Consider the following 13,327-nt stretch of genomic DNA (forward strand, 5'->3'; position numbering starts at 1 on the left):
CCGAGATCTACACTATCCTCTTCGTCGGCAGCGTCAGATGTGTATAAGAGACAGGATGTCGACTACGGCCCGGTTCCCAAGAGCATCGCCAATCCCGCCAACGTCTGGGTGCGCGACGGCGACGACATCGTCCATGCCGACCTCGTCAGCGGCACGGGGACGGCTGTGAAGCTCACCGGCGTCACCGTATACGACCGCGACGGCGGCGAACTGCGCCGCGTGTTCAAGGCGCCGTCGGCGGCAATCAAGCCCGGTGGTGGCTGGACCGCCGTCGGCACGACGATGTTCGACGTCGTCTCGGGCAACGAGCTCAAGGTCGCGCATTATGAGTTCGGCGCACACGTCACCGCCGAACAGTTCACGCTCGCCTCGGTCTCGGCCGACGAGCGTTCGCTGACCGATCTTGGCACCGCGGTCGACGAGCTCGAGTCCGCAGGCAGGCCGACGGGCCCGCTCGAGACCGGATGGTGGCACAAGCTCTCGGGCCCGCTGTCGTCCGTGCTGATGCCCCTGCTTGCCGGGGTTGCCGCCTTCGGCCTCGCACGGTCGGGCCAGCTGTTCGTGCGCGCAATCATCGGCATGGCGCTCGGCTTCGCCTATTTCGTCGCGGACAATTTTGCGGTCGCGATGGGCAATCTCGGCGCCTATCCGCCTTTCCTCGCCGCCTGGGCACCGTTCCTTCTGTTCCTGCTGATCGGCGAGACCGTGCTGATCCGCACCGAGGAGTAGCGGCCGGCCGCCTGCGTCCTGCGGCGCGATTGCCCACCGCTTCGACCCCCTCTGCTGCAATCCCTGCAATTGCACCTATCTTGACGGCGCCAGACGGTTGCCCAAAAGGCGCCGCATTGCCGGACCATAGCCACGGGTTCGGGAGTTGAGCCATTCCGCAACCGTCAGGGACGAACCGCCGCGTGAACACCACCGCCATCCGCCGCACCGGCTTCTGGTCGCAGTCGCACCATCTCGACCGGATGACGCTCCGGGAGCTGGTCGTCGCCTATCTGCAATATCCGGCGATCCTTATCTATCTTGGCCTCGCCGCGGTCTCGATCGGCGCGTTCGTCTATCATCCGGCCTCGATCGGACGCACCGCGCTGTCGGTCGCGGTCGCGGTGCTGCTGTTCCCGCTGGTCTGGTACGGGCTGCACCGCTTCGTGCTGCACTCGCGCTGGATGTGGAAGGTGAGCTTCCTGGCGGCGACCTGGAAGCGGATCCATTACGACCATCACCAAGATCCCAACCATCTCGAGGTGCTGTTCGGCTCGCCGCTCAACGTCGTGCCGACCGTCGCGCTGTCGACGATCCCGATCGGCTATTGGATCGGCGGTCCCGGCGGCGCCGCTGCAGCGTTCGCGACCGGTCTGATCCAGACCTGCATCAACGAATTTTTCCACTGCATCCAGCACCTCTCCTACAAGCCCAAGAACAAGTGGCTGGCGATGATCAAGCAGCGCCACATGGAGCATCATTTCCACGACGAGACCGGCAATTTCGGCATCACCAACTTCTGGTGGGACCATCTCGGCCGGACCCATTATGCCGGTGCCGCGGCCCGCCCGAAGAGCCGCACCGTGTTCAACCTCGGCTACACCGACGAGATCGCCGAGCGCTATCCCAAGGTCCGCGACCTGTCCGGCGGGGTCATCTCGACCGCCGAGTTCCGGCAACGCAACAAGGCCGCCTGACCAAGATTTAATGGAGCCGGGTGCGGCTTCCGGTTAGGTGTCCGGGCATCGGCAATCTGGGGCAGGGCATGGCAGGCGCGATCGACATCTTCGAGGTAAAGACCAAGGCCGACAAGAAACGGTTCGTCGAGGTCCAGTTCGCGCTCAACCGGCATGATCCGGCCTGGGTGCCCCCCCTCAAGATGGACGTGCTCGAGCTGCTCACCCCGGGCAAGAACCCGTGGTACGAGCATGGCCATGGCAGCCTGTTCATCGCGACGCGCGACGGCAAGGATGTCGGGCGGATTTCCGCGCACATCGATCATCTCTGGCTCGAAATGCCCCCCGAGCAGGGCGGCGGTCGCGACATCGGCAATTGGGGGCTGATGGAAGCGGTCGACGCCGAGATCGCAGCCGCGTTGATCGCGCGCGCCGAGATATGGTTGCGCGCCGAAGGCATGACGCGCGCGGTCGGCCCGATGTCGATCTCGATCTGGGACGAGCCCGGCCTGCTCGTCGCGGGCCACGATCATTCGCCGACGGTGATGATGGGGCACCACAATCCGCGCTACGAGGCGTGGATCGAGGCCGCCGGCTATCAGGGCGTCAAGGATCTCTACACTTACGATCTCGACATCACCAAGCCGTTCCCGCCGCTGATCCAACGCATCGTCGCCTCGGGCGAGCGCAACCCCCGCATCACCGTGCGCAAGGTCAACAAGAAGAACTTTGCCGCCGAGGCGGCGCTGATCCTGTCGATCCTCAACGATGCCTGGTCGGACAATTGGGGCTTCCTGCCGATCACCGACGCCGAGATCGCCTATGTCGGCAAGAAGCTCAAACCGATCGTCTTCAACGAACTCATCCGGATCGCCGAGGTCGACGGCGAGCCCGTCGCCTTCATGATGACCTGGCCCGATCTCAACGAGATGCAGAAGGACCTCGCCGGCGAGCTCTTCCCGTTCGGCGCGATTAAGCTGCTGTGGCGGCTCAATGGCGGATTCTCGGGCAAGCCGACGGTGCGCACCGTGCGCGTGCCGCTGATGGGCGTGGTCAAGCGGTTGCAGTCGACGCGGCTTGCCTCGCAGCTCGCCTTCATCATGATCGAATATATCCGCTCGGCCTCGGTGACCGACTTTGGTGCGACGCGCGCCGAGATCGGCTGGGTGCTGCAGGACAATCAGGGCATGGTCTCGATCGCCGACGCGATCGACAGCAAGATGAACCGCACCTACCGGATCTACGGCAAGACGCTGTAGCCGTGGCTCATTTGTCGAGGCTGTAGCCGGGGACCGTCGGCGCGAGCGGCGCTCCCCTGACCTTGAGCGCGATCCCCGTGGCCGCGACGGCCAGCAGCGCGATCGCGACCAGGGCCGCACGACGCTGACGTTCGATCTGCGCCAGAGGCCACAATCCGGCCGCGACGATCAGCAACAGGGGCGCCAAGGCGGGTGCGAGCGGCGCACCGATGCCGAGGAAGGTGAGGTGCGCCAGCGGCAGCAGCGGAATGCCGACCAGCATTGCCGCGGCAGCGATGATCGCCCAACTCGCCGGCCGCGCGAACGCGGCGTCGGTCCAAGCCACGACCGCGGCCGCCAGCGCGAACGTCAGGGCCGGCCAAGCGAAGATCCATGCCGCCAACGGTGCCTTTACCTGCAGGCCGATCGCAATCAGCAGCAGCACGGCGATCGCGCCCAGCCAGCCGCCCCAGCGTACCTGATTCTTCTCCCCAGCGAACCAACCGGTCGGCAGCCCGATCAGCGTGCAACCGACGACAAGGCCGTGCGGCGCCCCCTGCTTCCAGCACAGCAGCGCGAGGCATAGCGTCGGCACGAGCCACGCGATCCGCCAGACCGGGCGACGAAGTAAAAATGTGCCGAGAAGAAGCGCCGCAGCCGCGAGCACCGCTTGCGCCTCGAGCATCGGCAACGCTGCAAGCCGATCATAATAATTGGGATGACGAGCGCTGCCCGACAGCAGGTTGACCGCGGCCAGCGCGAGCACGCCGTGCGCGAGCAGCCAGAACATCGCCCCTGCCCCGGCGAGCATCTCCGCGGGCGCGATACCGAGCCGCCGGATGCGTAGCACGGCGACGCCCCACAGCAGCGCTGCGCCGAGGATGAGCAGCCAGCCCGTCCCGATCGCGTAAGCAACGAGGCCATATCCGGCATAATCGAAGAACACCGCATCGCGGCCCGTCGCGGGCAATTTCGGCGCGAAGGCCAGTGCGATTGCGGTGCCGAGGGCCTGATCCCCCATATCCTGCACACTGCGCGGATCGACATGGTCCGCCATGGCGAGCGGCGAGTGATAATAGCCCGCCCGGCCGAGGTTCGCGAAGTTGAAACCGGGCAGCCCCTGCTCGTGCGGCACCGTGAAATCGGTGTTGTTGGGCATCAGCCGATAGGCAAGCACCGCCATCGAATCGGCGATCGGATGCGCCACCCCGCGCCCGAACAGGCGGATCATCGCGGCATTGCCCGTGCCGGTCTCGAACATCGCCGCCCGGCCACCGGCGCCGCGCGACTCGAGGTTGATGACGACGCCGACGTGCTTGGCGAGCGGATCGCCCGGCCAGAAGGCGCGCGCGCCCGACAGGCCGATCTCTTCGCCGTCGGTGAGTATGACGACGATGTCCCGCGCCGGCATCCCCTTCGCCCGGATCGCGCGCAGGATCTCGAGGATCGAGGCGACACCGATGCTATCGTCCGCAGCACCGGGCGATCCCCACACCGTATCCAGATGCGCCATCAGCGCGACCGCGGGCTGCGCGCGGTCGCGCCCGGGCAGCACGCCGATCAGATCGACCAGTTCGGCCGACGCGCTGACCTGCGGATTCCAGCTGCGCAGCCTGGCATAGCCCACGGGATCGACGAGATAGTGCCGTTCTTCGGTTGCGACGCCGAGCCCGCGCAACCGCCCCGCCAGATAGGCCCGCACGCGCGCATTATCGACGGTCGCGACGGGATGCGGCCGCTGTCCGATCGTCCGCAGATCGACCATCGCGCGGTCGGCCGAAAAAACGGTTGTCGAGGCCGAGGCCGGCACGACCGCCGGCGGCGCGATGGCGCGCAGCCCGAACCACAGCACGACCAGGATCGTCGCGATCAACGCCACAATCCGCATGATCGGCGGCGCGCTGCTCAGCGTCCGGTCCTCGGCGGTGGCGATCAGCGCAACTCCACCCAGGTCGGCGCATGATCCGAGGCCTTCTCGCGCCCGCGCACCGCCTTGTCGACATTGGCGTCGACCAGCCTGTCGGCGGCCTGCGGGCTGAGCAGCAGATGGTCGATGCGGAAGCCCGCGTCGCGCGGCCATGCCCCCGCCTGATAATCCCAGAAGGTATAGAGCGGCGCCGGTTCGGGATGGCGCGCGCGGATCGCGTCGGTCCAGCCCTGGTGAAGCAAGCGGCGCAGCGCGGCACGGCTTTCGGGCTGGGTCAGCGCATCATCGGCCATCGCGAGCACCGAGAAGGTGTCGATGTCCCTGGGAGTGACATTATAGTCGCCGGCGAGCACGACCGGCTTTTCCTCGACCAGCAAGCTTGCCGCGTGATCGATCAGCCGTTCCATCCAGGCGAGCTTATAGTCGAACTTGGGACCGGGCTGCGGGTTGCCATTGGGCAGATAGATCGAGGCGACGACGACGCCGCCGACCTCGGCTTCGATATAGCGGCTGTGCGTCTCGTCGGGGTCATCGGGCAGGCCGCGGCGGCGTTCGACCGGCTGCTCGCCCCTGGCGAGGATCGCGACCCCGTTGAAGCCCTTCTGGCCGTGCCAGATGGCGCCATAGCCCGCATCCGTGATCGCCTGGATCGGGATCTTCTCGCCGTCCGCCTTGAGTTCCTGCAGGCAGGCGACGTCGGGCCTCGCCTCCTCGAGCCATTCGAGCAGCCGCGGCAGGCGGGCGTTGATACCGTTGACGTTGTAGGTGGCGATCCGCATCCGCGCGGTCTAGCCGGACCGCGGCCGGATCGGAAGCGTCAGATCGAGAAGCTCGATCCGCATCCGCAGCCCGACGCCGCCTGCGGGTTCTCGACCTTGAACGCCGCACCGCCCAGCGATTCGACATAATCGACCTGCGACCCGCGGACGAGATCGAGGCTGACCGGATCGACGACCAGCGTCACCCCGTCGCGCACCGCGAGAATGTCGTCGGCATCGGCCGCTTCGGCGAGCCCGAACACATATTGGAACCCGGCGCAGCCCCCCCCATCGACCGACAGGCGCAGCATCGCGGGCTTGCCCTGCTTGGCGGCGATCGCCGCGACGCGGGCCGCAGCGGCGGTGGTGATGTCGATGGCGGCGGGTTCGGTCATGTAACGGAGATAGGCCTCACCGCCCGGTCATTCAATCCGCGCCGGGATCTTCCGGACCGCCCATCGCGACCTGCGGGGTGTCGTGCGTCGGCGCGGTGCGGTTCTGCAGCGCCGTCAGATAGTCGGCGGTCTGCAGGAAGGGCATCGGATTGACCGCGCGGCCGTCGATGCGAACCTCGTAATGGAGATGGCTGCCGGTCGAGCGGCCGGTCGAGCCCATCAGCGCGATCAGATCGCCGCGATGGACGTGCTGGCCCTGATGGACCAGGATCTGCGAAAGATGGCCGTAGCGCGTCTCGATGCCCTTGCCATGCTCGAGCTGGACGAGATTGCCATAGCCGCCAAAAGTGCGCTCGGCGCGCCCGACATAGCCGTCGGCGGTGGCATAGACCGGCGTGCCGATCGGCGCCGCCATGTCGAGGCCAGGGTGCATTTCGCCGCCGCCGCCGAAGGGGTTGCCCCGTACGCCGAACACCGACGTGTAGCGGAAGTCGCGCACCGGCTTCTGCGAGGGCACCGAGACGAGGCCGCCATGCGGGACTGCGTCCATCTTCTGCCAGCCGTCGAACAGCGAGCGAAACATCGGATCGGCATGCGCGCCGATGCCCGCGGTCGACACGGCGTCGAAGGCACCGACTGACGTCGTGGCGGCGGCGACAGTGTCGGCCGCGGCGGCGGGCTGCGCGACGGTGGCGAACGCGATCGCCGCGAATGCGAATATCTTCAAACCGGCGATCCCGCGCGGCAACCGTTTGGCGATCGCCGCGTTATGCATCGAGCTGGTATAAAACGTCACGATTTTGGTCACCCCGCGCGTATCCGTGGTGCGGGAGCGATGCCGCAATCACAGATCTTTTGGCTCTGCCGTCGTGGAAAGCCCCTCCCGCTGACAGCGCTCGATGTCTGACCCGATCAGGTTAACGCCGCAAGTGTACCGTAATAATCCAGCGTCAGACCGGCCGCATCGCGCGCCGAAGCGTTGAATGGCGGCTTCACGAGCCCGGGGAATCGCCCTGCGATAATGTGCTGCCACGCCGTCGATGGCGTCTGCGCGGCCTCTTTGCAGCACTGTTCGAACCACCGCGTACCAACCGCGACATGCCGGATTTCGTCGACGAAGATGCGTGTCAGAATACGCGCCGAGCGCATGTCGCCTTGCGCTGCGAAGCGCTCGACGGTGGCCGGCGTGACGTCGAGACCGCGGGCCTCCAAGGCCATCGGCACGACCGCGAGCCGTGCCAGAAGATCGTCGCGCGTCTTGCCCGCCGCTTCCCACAGGCCGTCGTGCGCCGGTAGCGTCCCATAGCCCGAGCCCAGCGCGCGCAGCCGGCGGTCGAGCAGCGCGAAGTGCATCGCCTCGTCCGCGCCGACATGCAGCCAGTCGTCGACGAAGTTCCGCGGCATCGTCTCACCGAACCGGCCGGCGCAATCGAAGGCGAGATCGATCGCGACATATTCGATGTGCGCGAAGGCGTGCAGCATCGCGATACGCGACCGTTCGGAGCCGCCGCGCTTGCGCCGCGGCAGATCGCGCGGCGCGACAAGGATCGGCTGGGCGGGACGTGGCGGCGTGTCGGGCATCGAGACGTCGAAGCGATGGGCAAGCCCCCCGCCGCGCCATGTCCGCGCCGCCACCCGTGCCGCCATCGCCTTCTCGTGCGGGTCAGCGGTCCGCAGCACCGCCGCGCACGCCTGCGCGATGGTCTGCGCCGCACGGACGCCCGCCCGCCCGCGCGGCGTCATCCGCGCGCCAGCGCTTCGCCCGCCTCGAGCACCTGCTGCGCATGGCCGGGCACCTTCACCTTGCGCCAGATCCGTACGATGCGGCCCTCGGCATCGATCAGGAAGGTCGCACGGTCGATGCCCATATATTTGCGGCCATAGAGGCTCTTTTCGATCCAGGTGCCGAACGCCTCGCATACGCTGTCGTCGGGATCGCTGGCGAGGCTGATCGTCAGCCCATGTTTGGTCGCGAATTTGGCGTGCTGCGCGGGCGTATTCTTCGAGACGCCGAGAATGTCGATGCCGGCCATATCGAACGCCGACTTGAGCGCCGAGAAATCCTTGGCCTCGGTGGTGCAGCCCGGCGTATCGTCCTTGGGATAAAAATAGAGGACGAGCGGGCGGCCGCGCAGCTGCGCCAGGGCCAATGTCCCGCCGTCGGGGGTCGCGAGCGACACATCAGGGGCCATGTCGCCGGGTTGCAGATCGCTTGCCATCAATGCTCTCCTGTCTCGCCGGCGATCGCCCGCCACGCCTCGCCAACGCTCTGCCGCGCCGTATCGAGCCCGGCAAGCAGCGCCGACCAGTCCGCCATGCCGCACGCGCGAGCGATCGCCTCACGGGCCGCCGGCGCCGGCATTGCAGCACTGGGCGCCATCAGCCGCATCGTCACCAGCAGGCGCGTGAGCAGATCGTGCGCGACAAGCAGGGAAGCCGGCAGCAGCTCGGCTTCGACGAGTTGCGCAATCGCGACGCCCAACCGCGGATCGAAACCGATGCGATAGTTGAGCTGCGTGACATGGACGAGGAATTCGAGATCGACCAGCCCGCCCGGCATCAGCTTGACATCCAGAGGCCCGTTGGGGGGTTTATGCGTGGCAATGTCGGCGCGCATCTTGGCAGCGTCGGCAACCAGCTTCACGGGATCGCGATCGCTACGCAGCGTCAGAGCGACAACCGCATCCAGCGCCAGACGTGCGGCGGCCGATCCGAATACGATACGGGCCCGTGCGAGCGCCATATGCTCCCAAGTCCAGGCATTCTCGCGCTGATAGCGCGCGAAACTGTCGACCGAGACCGCCAGCAGCCCCTGCGCGCCCGAAGGTCGCAGCCGCGTGTCGATCTCGTACAGCGGCCCCGCCGCGGTCGGCACCGACAAAGCGGCGGTGACTCGCTGCGCCAGTCGGTTGAAATAGAGCGTGGCGCCGAGCGGCTTGGCGCCATCGGACTCGGCGAGATGGTCGCCGGTGAACAGGAAGACGAGATCGAGATCGGAGGCATGGGTCAGCGCCGCGCCGCCGAAGCGGCCGAGCGCCAGGATCACCAGCTCGCCGCCAGGGATGCGGCCATGGATCGCCTCGAACGCGGCGATCGCCGCGTTCGCCAGCGCCGCGAGCGCGGCCTCGGCGATCCGCGCATAGCCGCCGGCGACATCAAGCGGGTCGCTTGCCGCCGAGACGATCTGCACGCCCTGCGCGAAGCGCAGCTCGCCGACCTCGCGCCGCACGCGATCGAGCAGCGACTGATAATCCTCGCCCTCCCCCCCGGCAAAGCCTGCCGCGAGCTGCGCAACCGATCCCGGCGGGTCAAGCGCCCGCGCATCGATCAGCGCGTCGATCAGATCGGGGCGCCGGCCAAGCATGTCGGCGAGTGTCGGCGCGAGGCTGAACACGTCACAGGCAAGCTTCGCCAGCTGCGGCCTGGCCTCGAGCAGGCGGAACAGGTTGATTGCGCTGGGCAGCTTTTCGACGACATTGTCGAACCGGTTGAGTGCCGCAGCCGGATCGGGCGCCGCGCCGAGTGCGGCAATCAAGCCCGGCAGCACGGCTTCGAGCGCATTCTGCGCCGCCGCAGACCGTAGCGACCGCACGCTTCCACCCCGCCAATGCGCGATGCGCGTCGCCGCCGCCTCGGTATCGGCGAAGCCAGCCCCCGCGAGCGCCGCCGCCAGCTCGACGTCGTCGCTCGGCAGCGTGCGATCCTCCGGTGCGTCGAGCGCGTCATAGATCGACCCGACGCGCTCGACATGCGGACGCAAGACGTCGAGCAGCGACGCCGCATCGGCACGGCCATCGAGCAGCGCGACGTTGTCGAGTGCCGCCAGATCGGCCGGCAGGCTGTGCGTCTGGCGATCCTCGACCATCTGCAACCGGTGCTCGACGGTGCGGTAGAGGCGATAGGCCGCCGCGAGTTCGGCGGCTTCGTCGGGATCGATCCGTCCCGCTTCCGCCAGGGCCGCCAGCGCATCCAGCGTCGCCGGCGCCCGCAGCAGGCGTTCGCGACCACCGTGAATCAGTTGGTGGATCTGCGCGAAAAACTCGATCTCGCGGATGGCGCCGCGGCCGCGCTTGAGATCATAGCCTGGCCCGAAGCGCTGCCCGGCCTCATAATGGCTGCGGATGCGGCGCGAAAGCGCGCGAATTTCGCCGATCGCGCCGAAATCAAGCGCGCGCCGCCAGACGAAGGGGCGGATTTCGTCGAGAAACCGCTCGCCCAGCGCGACGTCGCCCGCCGCGGCGCGCGCGCGGATGAAGGCGGCACGCTCCCACGGCAGTGCGCTCGACTCATAATAGGCGATCGCGGCCGACACGGGGAGCGCCAGAGGGGTCGCTTCGGGCGCCGGTCGCAGCCGCAGGTCGACGCGGAACACATAGCCGTCGGCGTCGATCGTCTGGAGCAGCTCGACGACCCGGCGCGCGATCCGCACCGCCGCCTCGACGGGTTCCTCGCGCGCACGCCGCGGCAGCGTGTCGGGATCGAAGATCAGGATCGGATCGATATCGGACGAATAATTCAGCTCGCGACTGCCATGTTTGCCAAGTGCCAGCGCGGCAAAACCGGCAGGCTCGGCGTCGGGCGTCCGCTCCGTGATGGCGGCACGGATCGCGGCATCGAGGGCGCGGTCTGCGAAGTCGGACAATCGCTGCGTCACCGTCTCGAGCGGCAGCACGCCGGAGAGGTCGCCGACGGCAAGCGCGAGGGCCAACCGCCGTTTTGCGCCACGAAGCGCCGATGCGACGCCGGCCTCGCCTTCGACGCGGGCGGTCGTCTTATCCCAGGCGGACCCGAGGTCGCCGGCGTCGAGCGCCATCGCCACCGCCGTCTCGCGCCGTGCCAATCGTCGCAGATAAGGCGCGTGGGCCTGCGCCCGTGCCAATGCAGCGACCACCGCCCGATCCGGGACATTACTCATACTAAAGAGACGTCGCCTGCGAAGATGCCACGCAACCCTCGCGCAACTTGCGGCGTTGACCCCCTATGGGACAGCAGGACTGGACATCCGCGACCGATCGCCAAGCGCAGCTCAGCGGTGCGGCCAAGCTGGTCGGTACGCCGAGCGAGACAGCCGATCTGGGCACTGCGCTGCGCGGAGCATTCCGATGCGAGAAGGGCTCGACGGCCGATTTCGACACGTTGCTCGCCAAGCTTCGCTAGGCGCTTAGCGCCCCGGTCCATCCCGGCTCAGATCGTCGACCTGATCCATGATCGTCTGCAACGCCGTGGTGTTCGGATCGGTCGTGTGCGTCCGTCGTGATGGCAATTTGCCGTCCGTCAACAGAGCCTCCAGCGCGACGCGACCGCGCGCGACGCGGCTCTTGATCGTGCCGACGGCGCATCCGCAAATCTCGGCCGCCTCTTCATAGGCGAAGCCGCCCGCGCCGACGAGGATCAACGCCTCGCGCTGCGGTTGGGGGAGATGGAGCAACGCACGCTGCATGTCGCCAAGTTCGACGTGGCGATCCTGACTGGCCGGTGCAGCGAGCAGCTTGTTGGCGGTGATCTCGTCCCACTCGCCCTTGAACCGCGCGCGGCGCATCTGGCTGAGGAACAGATTGCGCAGGATGATGAAGGTCCAGGCACGCATGTTGGTCCCGGCCTGGAAACGCTGACGCGCCGCCCAGGCCTTGAGCAACGTCTCTTGCACCAGATCGTCGGCGAGGTCGCGATTGCCCGAGAGCGAGCGACCGAAAGCACGCAGATGCGGGATGACCTGCGCCAACTGCGTCTTGAATTCATTGTCGGGCAGCGGCGTGTGGACGTAGGGAACTTCCTCGCCTGCCTCGTCAGCGCCTTCCACATCCTGCGGAACGTCGGTCGTCATCAGTCCCCCAGGGCTCCCTTGGCAGCGATCCTACCCTTGCCGCGCAAAGATAGGCGCCCGCTCGCCCCAACACCAGAGGCGAGGTCGTCATTGATCGTAAGCGATTAGGCTAACGGTTGATAAACAACAGGATAGCGAAGATCACGATGATCGCCGCCAGCGAGATGCCGAGCACGTAGCGGACCGTATTGGTCTTCTGTCCGCCCCGAGCCTCGGTAGCGGACAGATGGGTCTGCTTATCGTCCATCGACGCTCTCCCGATCGTTTCGACATGCTAACGTCGGGCCGGGCGCCGCGGTTCCGTTCAGGCGGGAACCGTCGACGTGTCGAAGAACAGCGCCTGTGCGATCGCGGCTTTGACGGTCGATCGCTGGAACGGCTTGGTGATCAGGAAGGTCGGCTCGGGCCGCTCGCCGGTGAGCAATCGCTCGGGGAAGGCGGTGATGAAGATCACGGGCACTTCGAATTGGGCCAGGATGTCCTTGACCGCGTCGATGCCCGAACTGTCGTCGGCCAACTGGATGTCGGCAAGCACGAGACCGGGGCGACGCGCCATCGCCTGCGCGACCGCCTCGTCGCGGGTCACCGCAACGCCGGTGACGCCATGGCCGAGATCACGCACGATCGTCTCGAGATCCATGGCGATGATCGGCTCGTCCTCGATGATCAGCACGTCGGCATGGGTCTGGCGCTCGATCTCGGACAAGGCATCGGCGACCAGCGTGTCGACCTCGTCGGTATCGACGCCGATCAGATAGGCGGCATCCTCGCTGGTGAAGCCTTCCATCGCGGTCAGCAGCAGCGCCTGGCGCGAGCGCGGGGTGATGCGGGCAAGGCGCGCCTGCGCGATCACCTCGGGTTGGGCATTGTCCTGCCCGCCATCGACGCCGGTCTCGACATTGGCGGACGACCAGATCGCCTGGAAGGTGCGATAAAGGCCAAGCCGCGGATCGACATCACGCGGAAAATCTTCCGGCGCCGCAACGATCGCCTCGAGCGTCGCGCGGACATAAGCATCGCCCTGTTTCTGGGTGCCGGTCAGCGCGCGCGCATAGCGCCGTACGAACGGAAGATGCGGCGCAAGATCTTGTCCAAGCGACATAAATATTTCCCAACTCCAATGCGGGGCACCTAATGGCCCAGCGCCGGATCCGCATTTGCAATGCGCCCCGCCCCTGCGATGACCGCCCCACAGCCTAAGGTTCATCAGGGGGTGGAACCAACGTGCGACTTTTTTGTTTCCACGGCCACGCGAGGATTTTATCGCGGTATCTCTGCTGACCGTCTACACAGCCTGGGAAGGGCGTGTGGCGTGCGGCCGGCGACTGGGGACGGGGCACGTTGGCGTTGAGCGACGAAAAGAAGACCAAGCGTAAGACCGGGGGCAAGCCATCCAGCGACGGCACCGCCGACCGCGACGTTGGCCATGCGCTTCGATCGGTCTATTCCAAGACCGTGAGCGAGGATGTCCCCTCTGAGCTGCTGGACCTTCTAGGCAAGCTTAGCTGACGGGCGTGCCCG

15 protein-coding genes are annotated in these 13,327 nt (G+C 66.9%); 5 read left to right on the top strand and 10 right to left on the bottom strand.

Annotated features, from left to right (window positions below):
- The first annotated feature begins 39 nt into the window (after positions 1 to 39).
- The 3 genes from Q0326_RS03510 (at position 40) to Q0326_RS03520 (ending at position 2,923) form a co-directional block, all read left to right on the top strand.
- Entirely contained in the window at positions 40 to 729 is a 690-nt protein-coding gene (locus Q0326_RS03510) for an LptF/LptG family permease (protein ID WP_298687161.1), read from the top strand.
- Positions 730 to 971: 242 nt separating this feature from the next.
- Positions 972 to 1,685: a sterol desaturase family protein gene (locus Q0326_RS03515; protein WP_298687353.1), complete on the top strand. Its 714-nt coding sequence runs from the start codon at positions 972 to 974 to the stop codon at positions 1,683 to 1,685.
- A 68-nt stretch (positions 1,686 to 1,753) separates the two neighbouring features.
- Complete coding sequence (locus Q0326_RS03520) at positions 1,754 to 2,923, top strand: N-acetyltransferase (protein ID WP_298687355.1); 1,170 nt, start codon at positions 1,754 to 1,756, stop codon at positions 2,921 to 2,923.
- 7 nt (positions 2,924 to 2,930) lie between these two features.
- Here the strand turns inward: Q0326_RS03520 and Q0326_RS03525 are convergent, their stop codons facing one another.
- The 7 genes from Q0326_RS03525 to Q0326_RS03555 all read right to left on the bottom strand — a co-directional run bounded on the left by Q0326_RS03525 (position 2,931) and on the right by Q0326_RS03555 (position 10,897).
- Positions 2,931 to 4,775 (bottom strand): M20/M25/M40 family metallo-hydrolase, encoded by a 1,845-nt coding sequence (locus tag Q0326_RS03525; RefSeq protein ID WP_298687163.1) that lies wholly within the window; start codon positions 4,773 to 4,775, stop codon positions 2,931 to 2,933.
- A gap of 59 nt (positions 4,776 to 4,834) precedes the next feature.
- The gene (gene xth / locus Q0326_RS03530; RefSeq protein ID WP_298687165.1) at positions 4,835 to 5,608 is read right to left on the bottom strand and encodes an exodeoxyribonuclease III; all 774 of its coding nucleotides are present in this window, start codon (positions 5,606 to 5,608) and stop codon (positions 4,835 to 4,837) included.
- 38 nt (positions 5,609 to 5,646) lie between these two features.
- Complete coding sequence (gene erpA, locus Q0326_RS03535; RefSeq protein ID WP_298687167.1) at positions 5,647 to 5,982, bottom strand: iron-sulfur cluster insertion protein ErpA; 336 nt, start codon at positions 5,980 to 5,982, stop codon at positions 5,647 to 5,649.
- 31 nt (positions 5,983 to 6,013) lie between these two features.
- Entirely contained in the window at positions 6,014 to 6,709 is a 696-nt protein-coding gene (locus Q0326_RS03540) for a M23 family metallopeptidase (protein WP_298687169.1), read from the bottom strand.
- 185 nt (positions 6,710 to 6,894) lie between these two features.
- A complete protein-coding gene (locus tag Q0326_RS03545; protein ID WP_298687171.1) occupies positions 6,895 to 7,725 on the bottom strand; it encodes a ferritin-like domain-containing protein in 831 nt (276 codons plus the stop codon).
- Positions 7,722 to 8,201: a peroxiredoxin gene (locus Q0326_RS03550; protein ID WP_298687173.1), complete on the bottom strand. Its 480-nt coding sequence runs from the start codon at positions 8,199 to 8,201 to the stop codon at positions 7,722 to 7,724. Before Q0326_RS03550 ends, Q0326_RS03545 begins: the two co-directional genes overlap by 4 nt.
- Positions 8,201 to 10,897: a bifunctional [glutamine synthetase] adenylyltransferase/[glutamine synthetase]-adenylyl-L-tyrosine phosphorylase gene (locus tag Q0326_RS03555; RefSeq protein ID WP_298687175.1), complete on the bottom strand. Its 2,697-nt coding sequence runs from the start codon at positions 10,895 to 10,897 to the stop codon at positions 8,201 to 8,203. The genes Q0326_RS03550 and Q0326_RS03555 overlap by 1 nt, the downstream gene beginning before the upstream one ends.
- A gap of 65 nt (positions 10,898 to 10,962) precedes the next feature.
- Between Q0326_RS03555 and Q0326_RS03560 the strand changes: the two genes are divergently transcribed.
- Positions 10,963 to 11,139, top strand: a complete 177-nt coding sequence (locus Q0326_RS03560) for a hypothetical protein (RefSeq protein ID WP_298687177.1) — start codon at positions 10,963 to 10,965, stop codon at positions 11,137 to 11,139.
- Positions 11,140 to 11,143: 4 nt separating this feature from the next.
- On the opposite strand, the gene Q0326_RS03565 is transcribed toward Q0326_RS03560, so the two are convergent.
- The 3 genes from Q0326_RS03565 to Q0326_RS03575 all read right to left on the bottom strand — a co-directional run bounded on the left by Q0326_RS03565 (position 11,144) and on the right by Q0326_RS03575 (position 12,908).
- A complete protein-coding gene (locus Q0326_RS03565; RefSeq protein ID WP_298687179.1) occupies positions 11,144 to 11,806 on the bottom strand; it encodes a sigma-70 family RNA polymerase sigma factor in 663 nt (220 codons plus the stop codon).
- A gap of 109 nt (positions 11,807 to 11,915) precedes the next feature.
- A complete protein-coding gene (locus Q0326_RS03570; RefSeq protein ID WP_298687181.1) occupies positions 11,916 to 12,053 on the bottom strand; it encodes a hypothetical protein in 138 nt (45 codons plus the stop codon).
- 57 nt (positions 12,054 to 12,110) lie between these two features.
- On the bottom strand, positions 12,111 to 12,908 hold the full coding sequence (locus Q0326_RS03575) for a response regulator (protein WP_298687183.1): 798 nt from the start codon (positions 12,906 to 12,908) through the stop codon (positions 12,111 to 12,113).
- Positions 12,909 to 13,153: 245 nt separating this feature from the next.
- On the opposite strand from Q0326_RS03575, the gene Q0326_RS03580 reads away from it, so the two are divergent.
- A complete protein-coding gene (locus Q0326_RS03580; protein ID WP_298687185.1) occupies positions 13,154 to 13,315 on the top strand; it encodes a NepR family anti-sigma factor in 162 nt (53 codons plus the stop codon).
- Positions 13,316 to 13,327: the final 12 nt, after the last annotated feature.

It is taken from the genome of uncultured Sphingomonas sp. (assembly GCF_937859915.1).
Classification (GTDB): Bacteria; Pseudomonadota; Alphaproteobacteria; order Sphingomonadales; family Sphingomonadaceae; genus Solisphingomonas.

Coding starts and splice junctions, on each gene's coding strand:
- Q0326_RS03515 (WP_298687353.1), top strand. CDS start 972: ATGACGCTCCGGGAGCTGGTCGTCGCCTATCTGCAATATCCGGCGATC.
- Q0326_RS03520 (WP_298687355.1), top strand. CDS start 1,754: ATGGCAGGCGCGATCGACATCTTCGAGGTAAAGACCAAGGCCGACAAG.
- xth (WP_298687165.1), bottom strand. CDS start 5,608: ATGCGGATCGCCACCTACAACGTCAACGGTATCAACGCCCGCCTGCCG.
- erpA (WP_298687167.1), bottom strand. CDS start 5,982: ATGACCGAACCCGCCGCCATCGACATCACCACCGCCGCTGCGGCCCGC.
- Q0326_RS03545 (WP_298687171.1), bottom strand. CDS start 7,725: ATGACGCCGCGCGGGCGGGCGGGCGTCCGTGCGGCGCAGACCATCGCG.
- Q0326_RS03550 (WP_298687173.1), bottom strand. CDS start 8,201: ATGGCAAGCGATCTGCAACCCGGCGACATGGCCCCTGATGTGTCGCTC.
- Q0326_RS03555 (WP_298687175.1), bottom strand. CDS start 10,897: ATGAGTAATGTCCCGGATCGGGCGGTGGTCGCTGCATTGGCACGGGCG.
- Q0326_RS03560 (WP_298687177.1), top strand. CDS start 10,963: ATGGGACAGCAGGACTGGACATCCGCGACCGATCGCCAAGCGCAGCTC.
- Q0326_RS03565 (WP_298687179.1), bottom strand. CDS start 11,806: ATGACGACCGACGTTCCGCAGGATGTGGAAGGCGCTGACGAGGCAGGC.
- Q0326_RS03570 (WP_298687181.1), bottom strand. CDS start 12,053: ATGGACGATAAGCAGACCCATCTGTCCGCTACCGAGGCTCGGGGCGGA.
- Q0326_RS03575 (WP_298687183.1), bottom strand. CDS start 12,908: ATGTCGCTTGGACAAGATCTTGCGCCGCATCTTCCGTTCGTACGGCGC.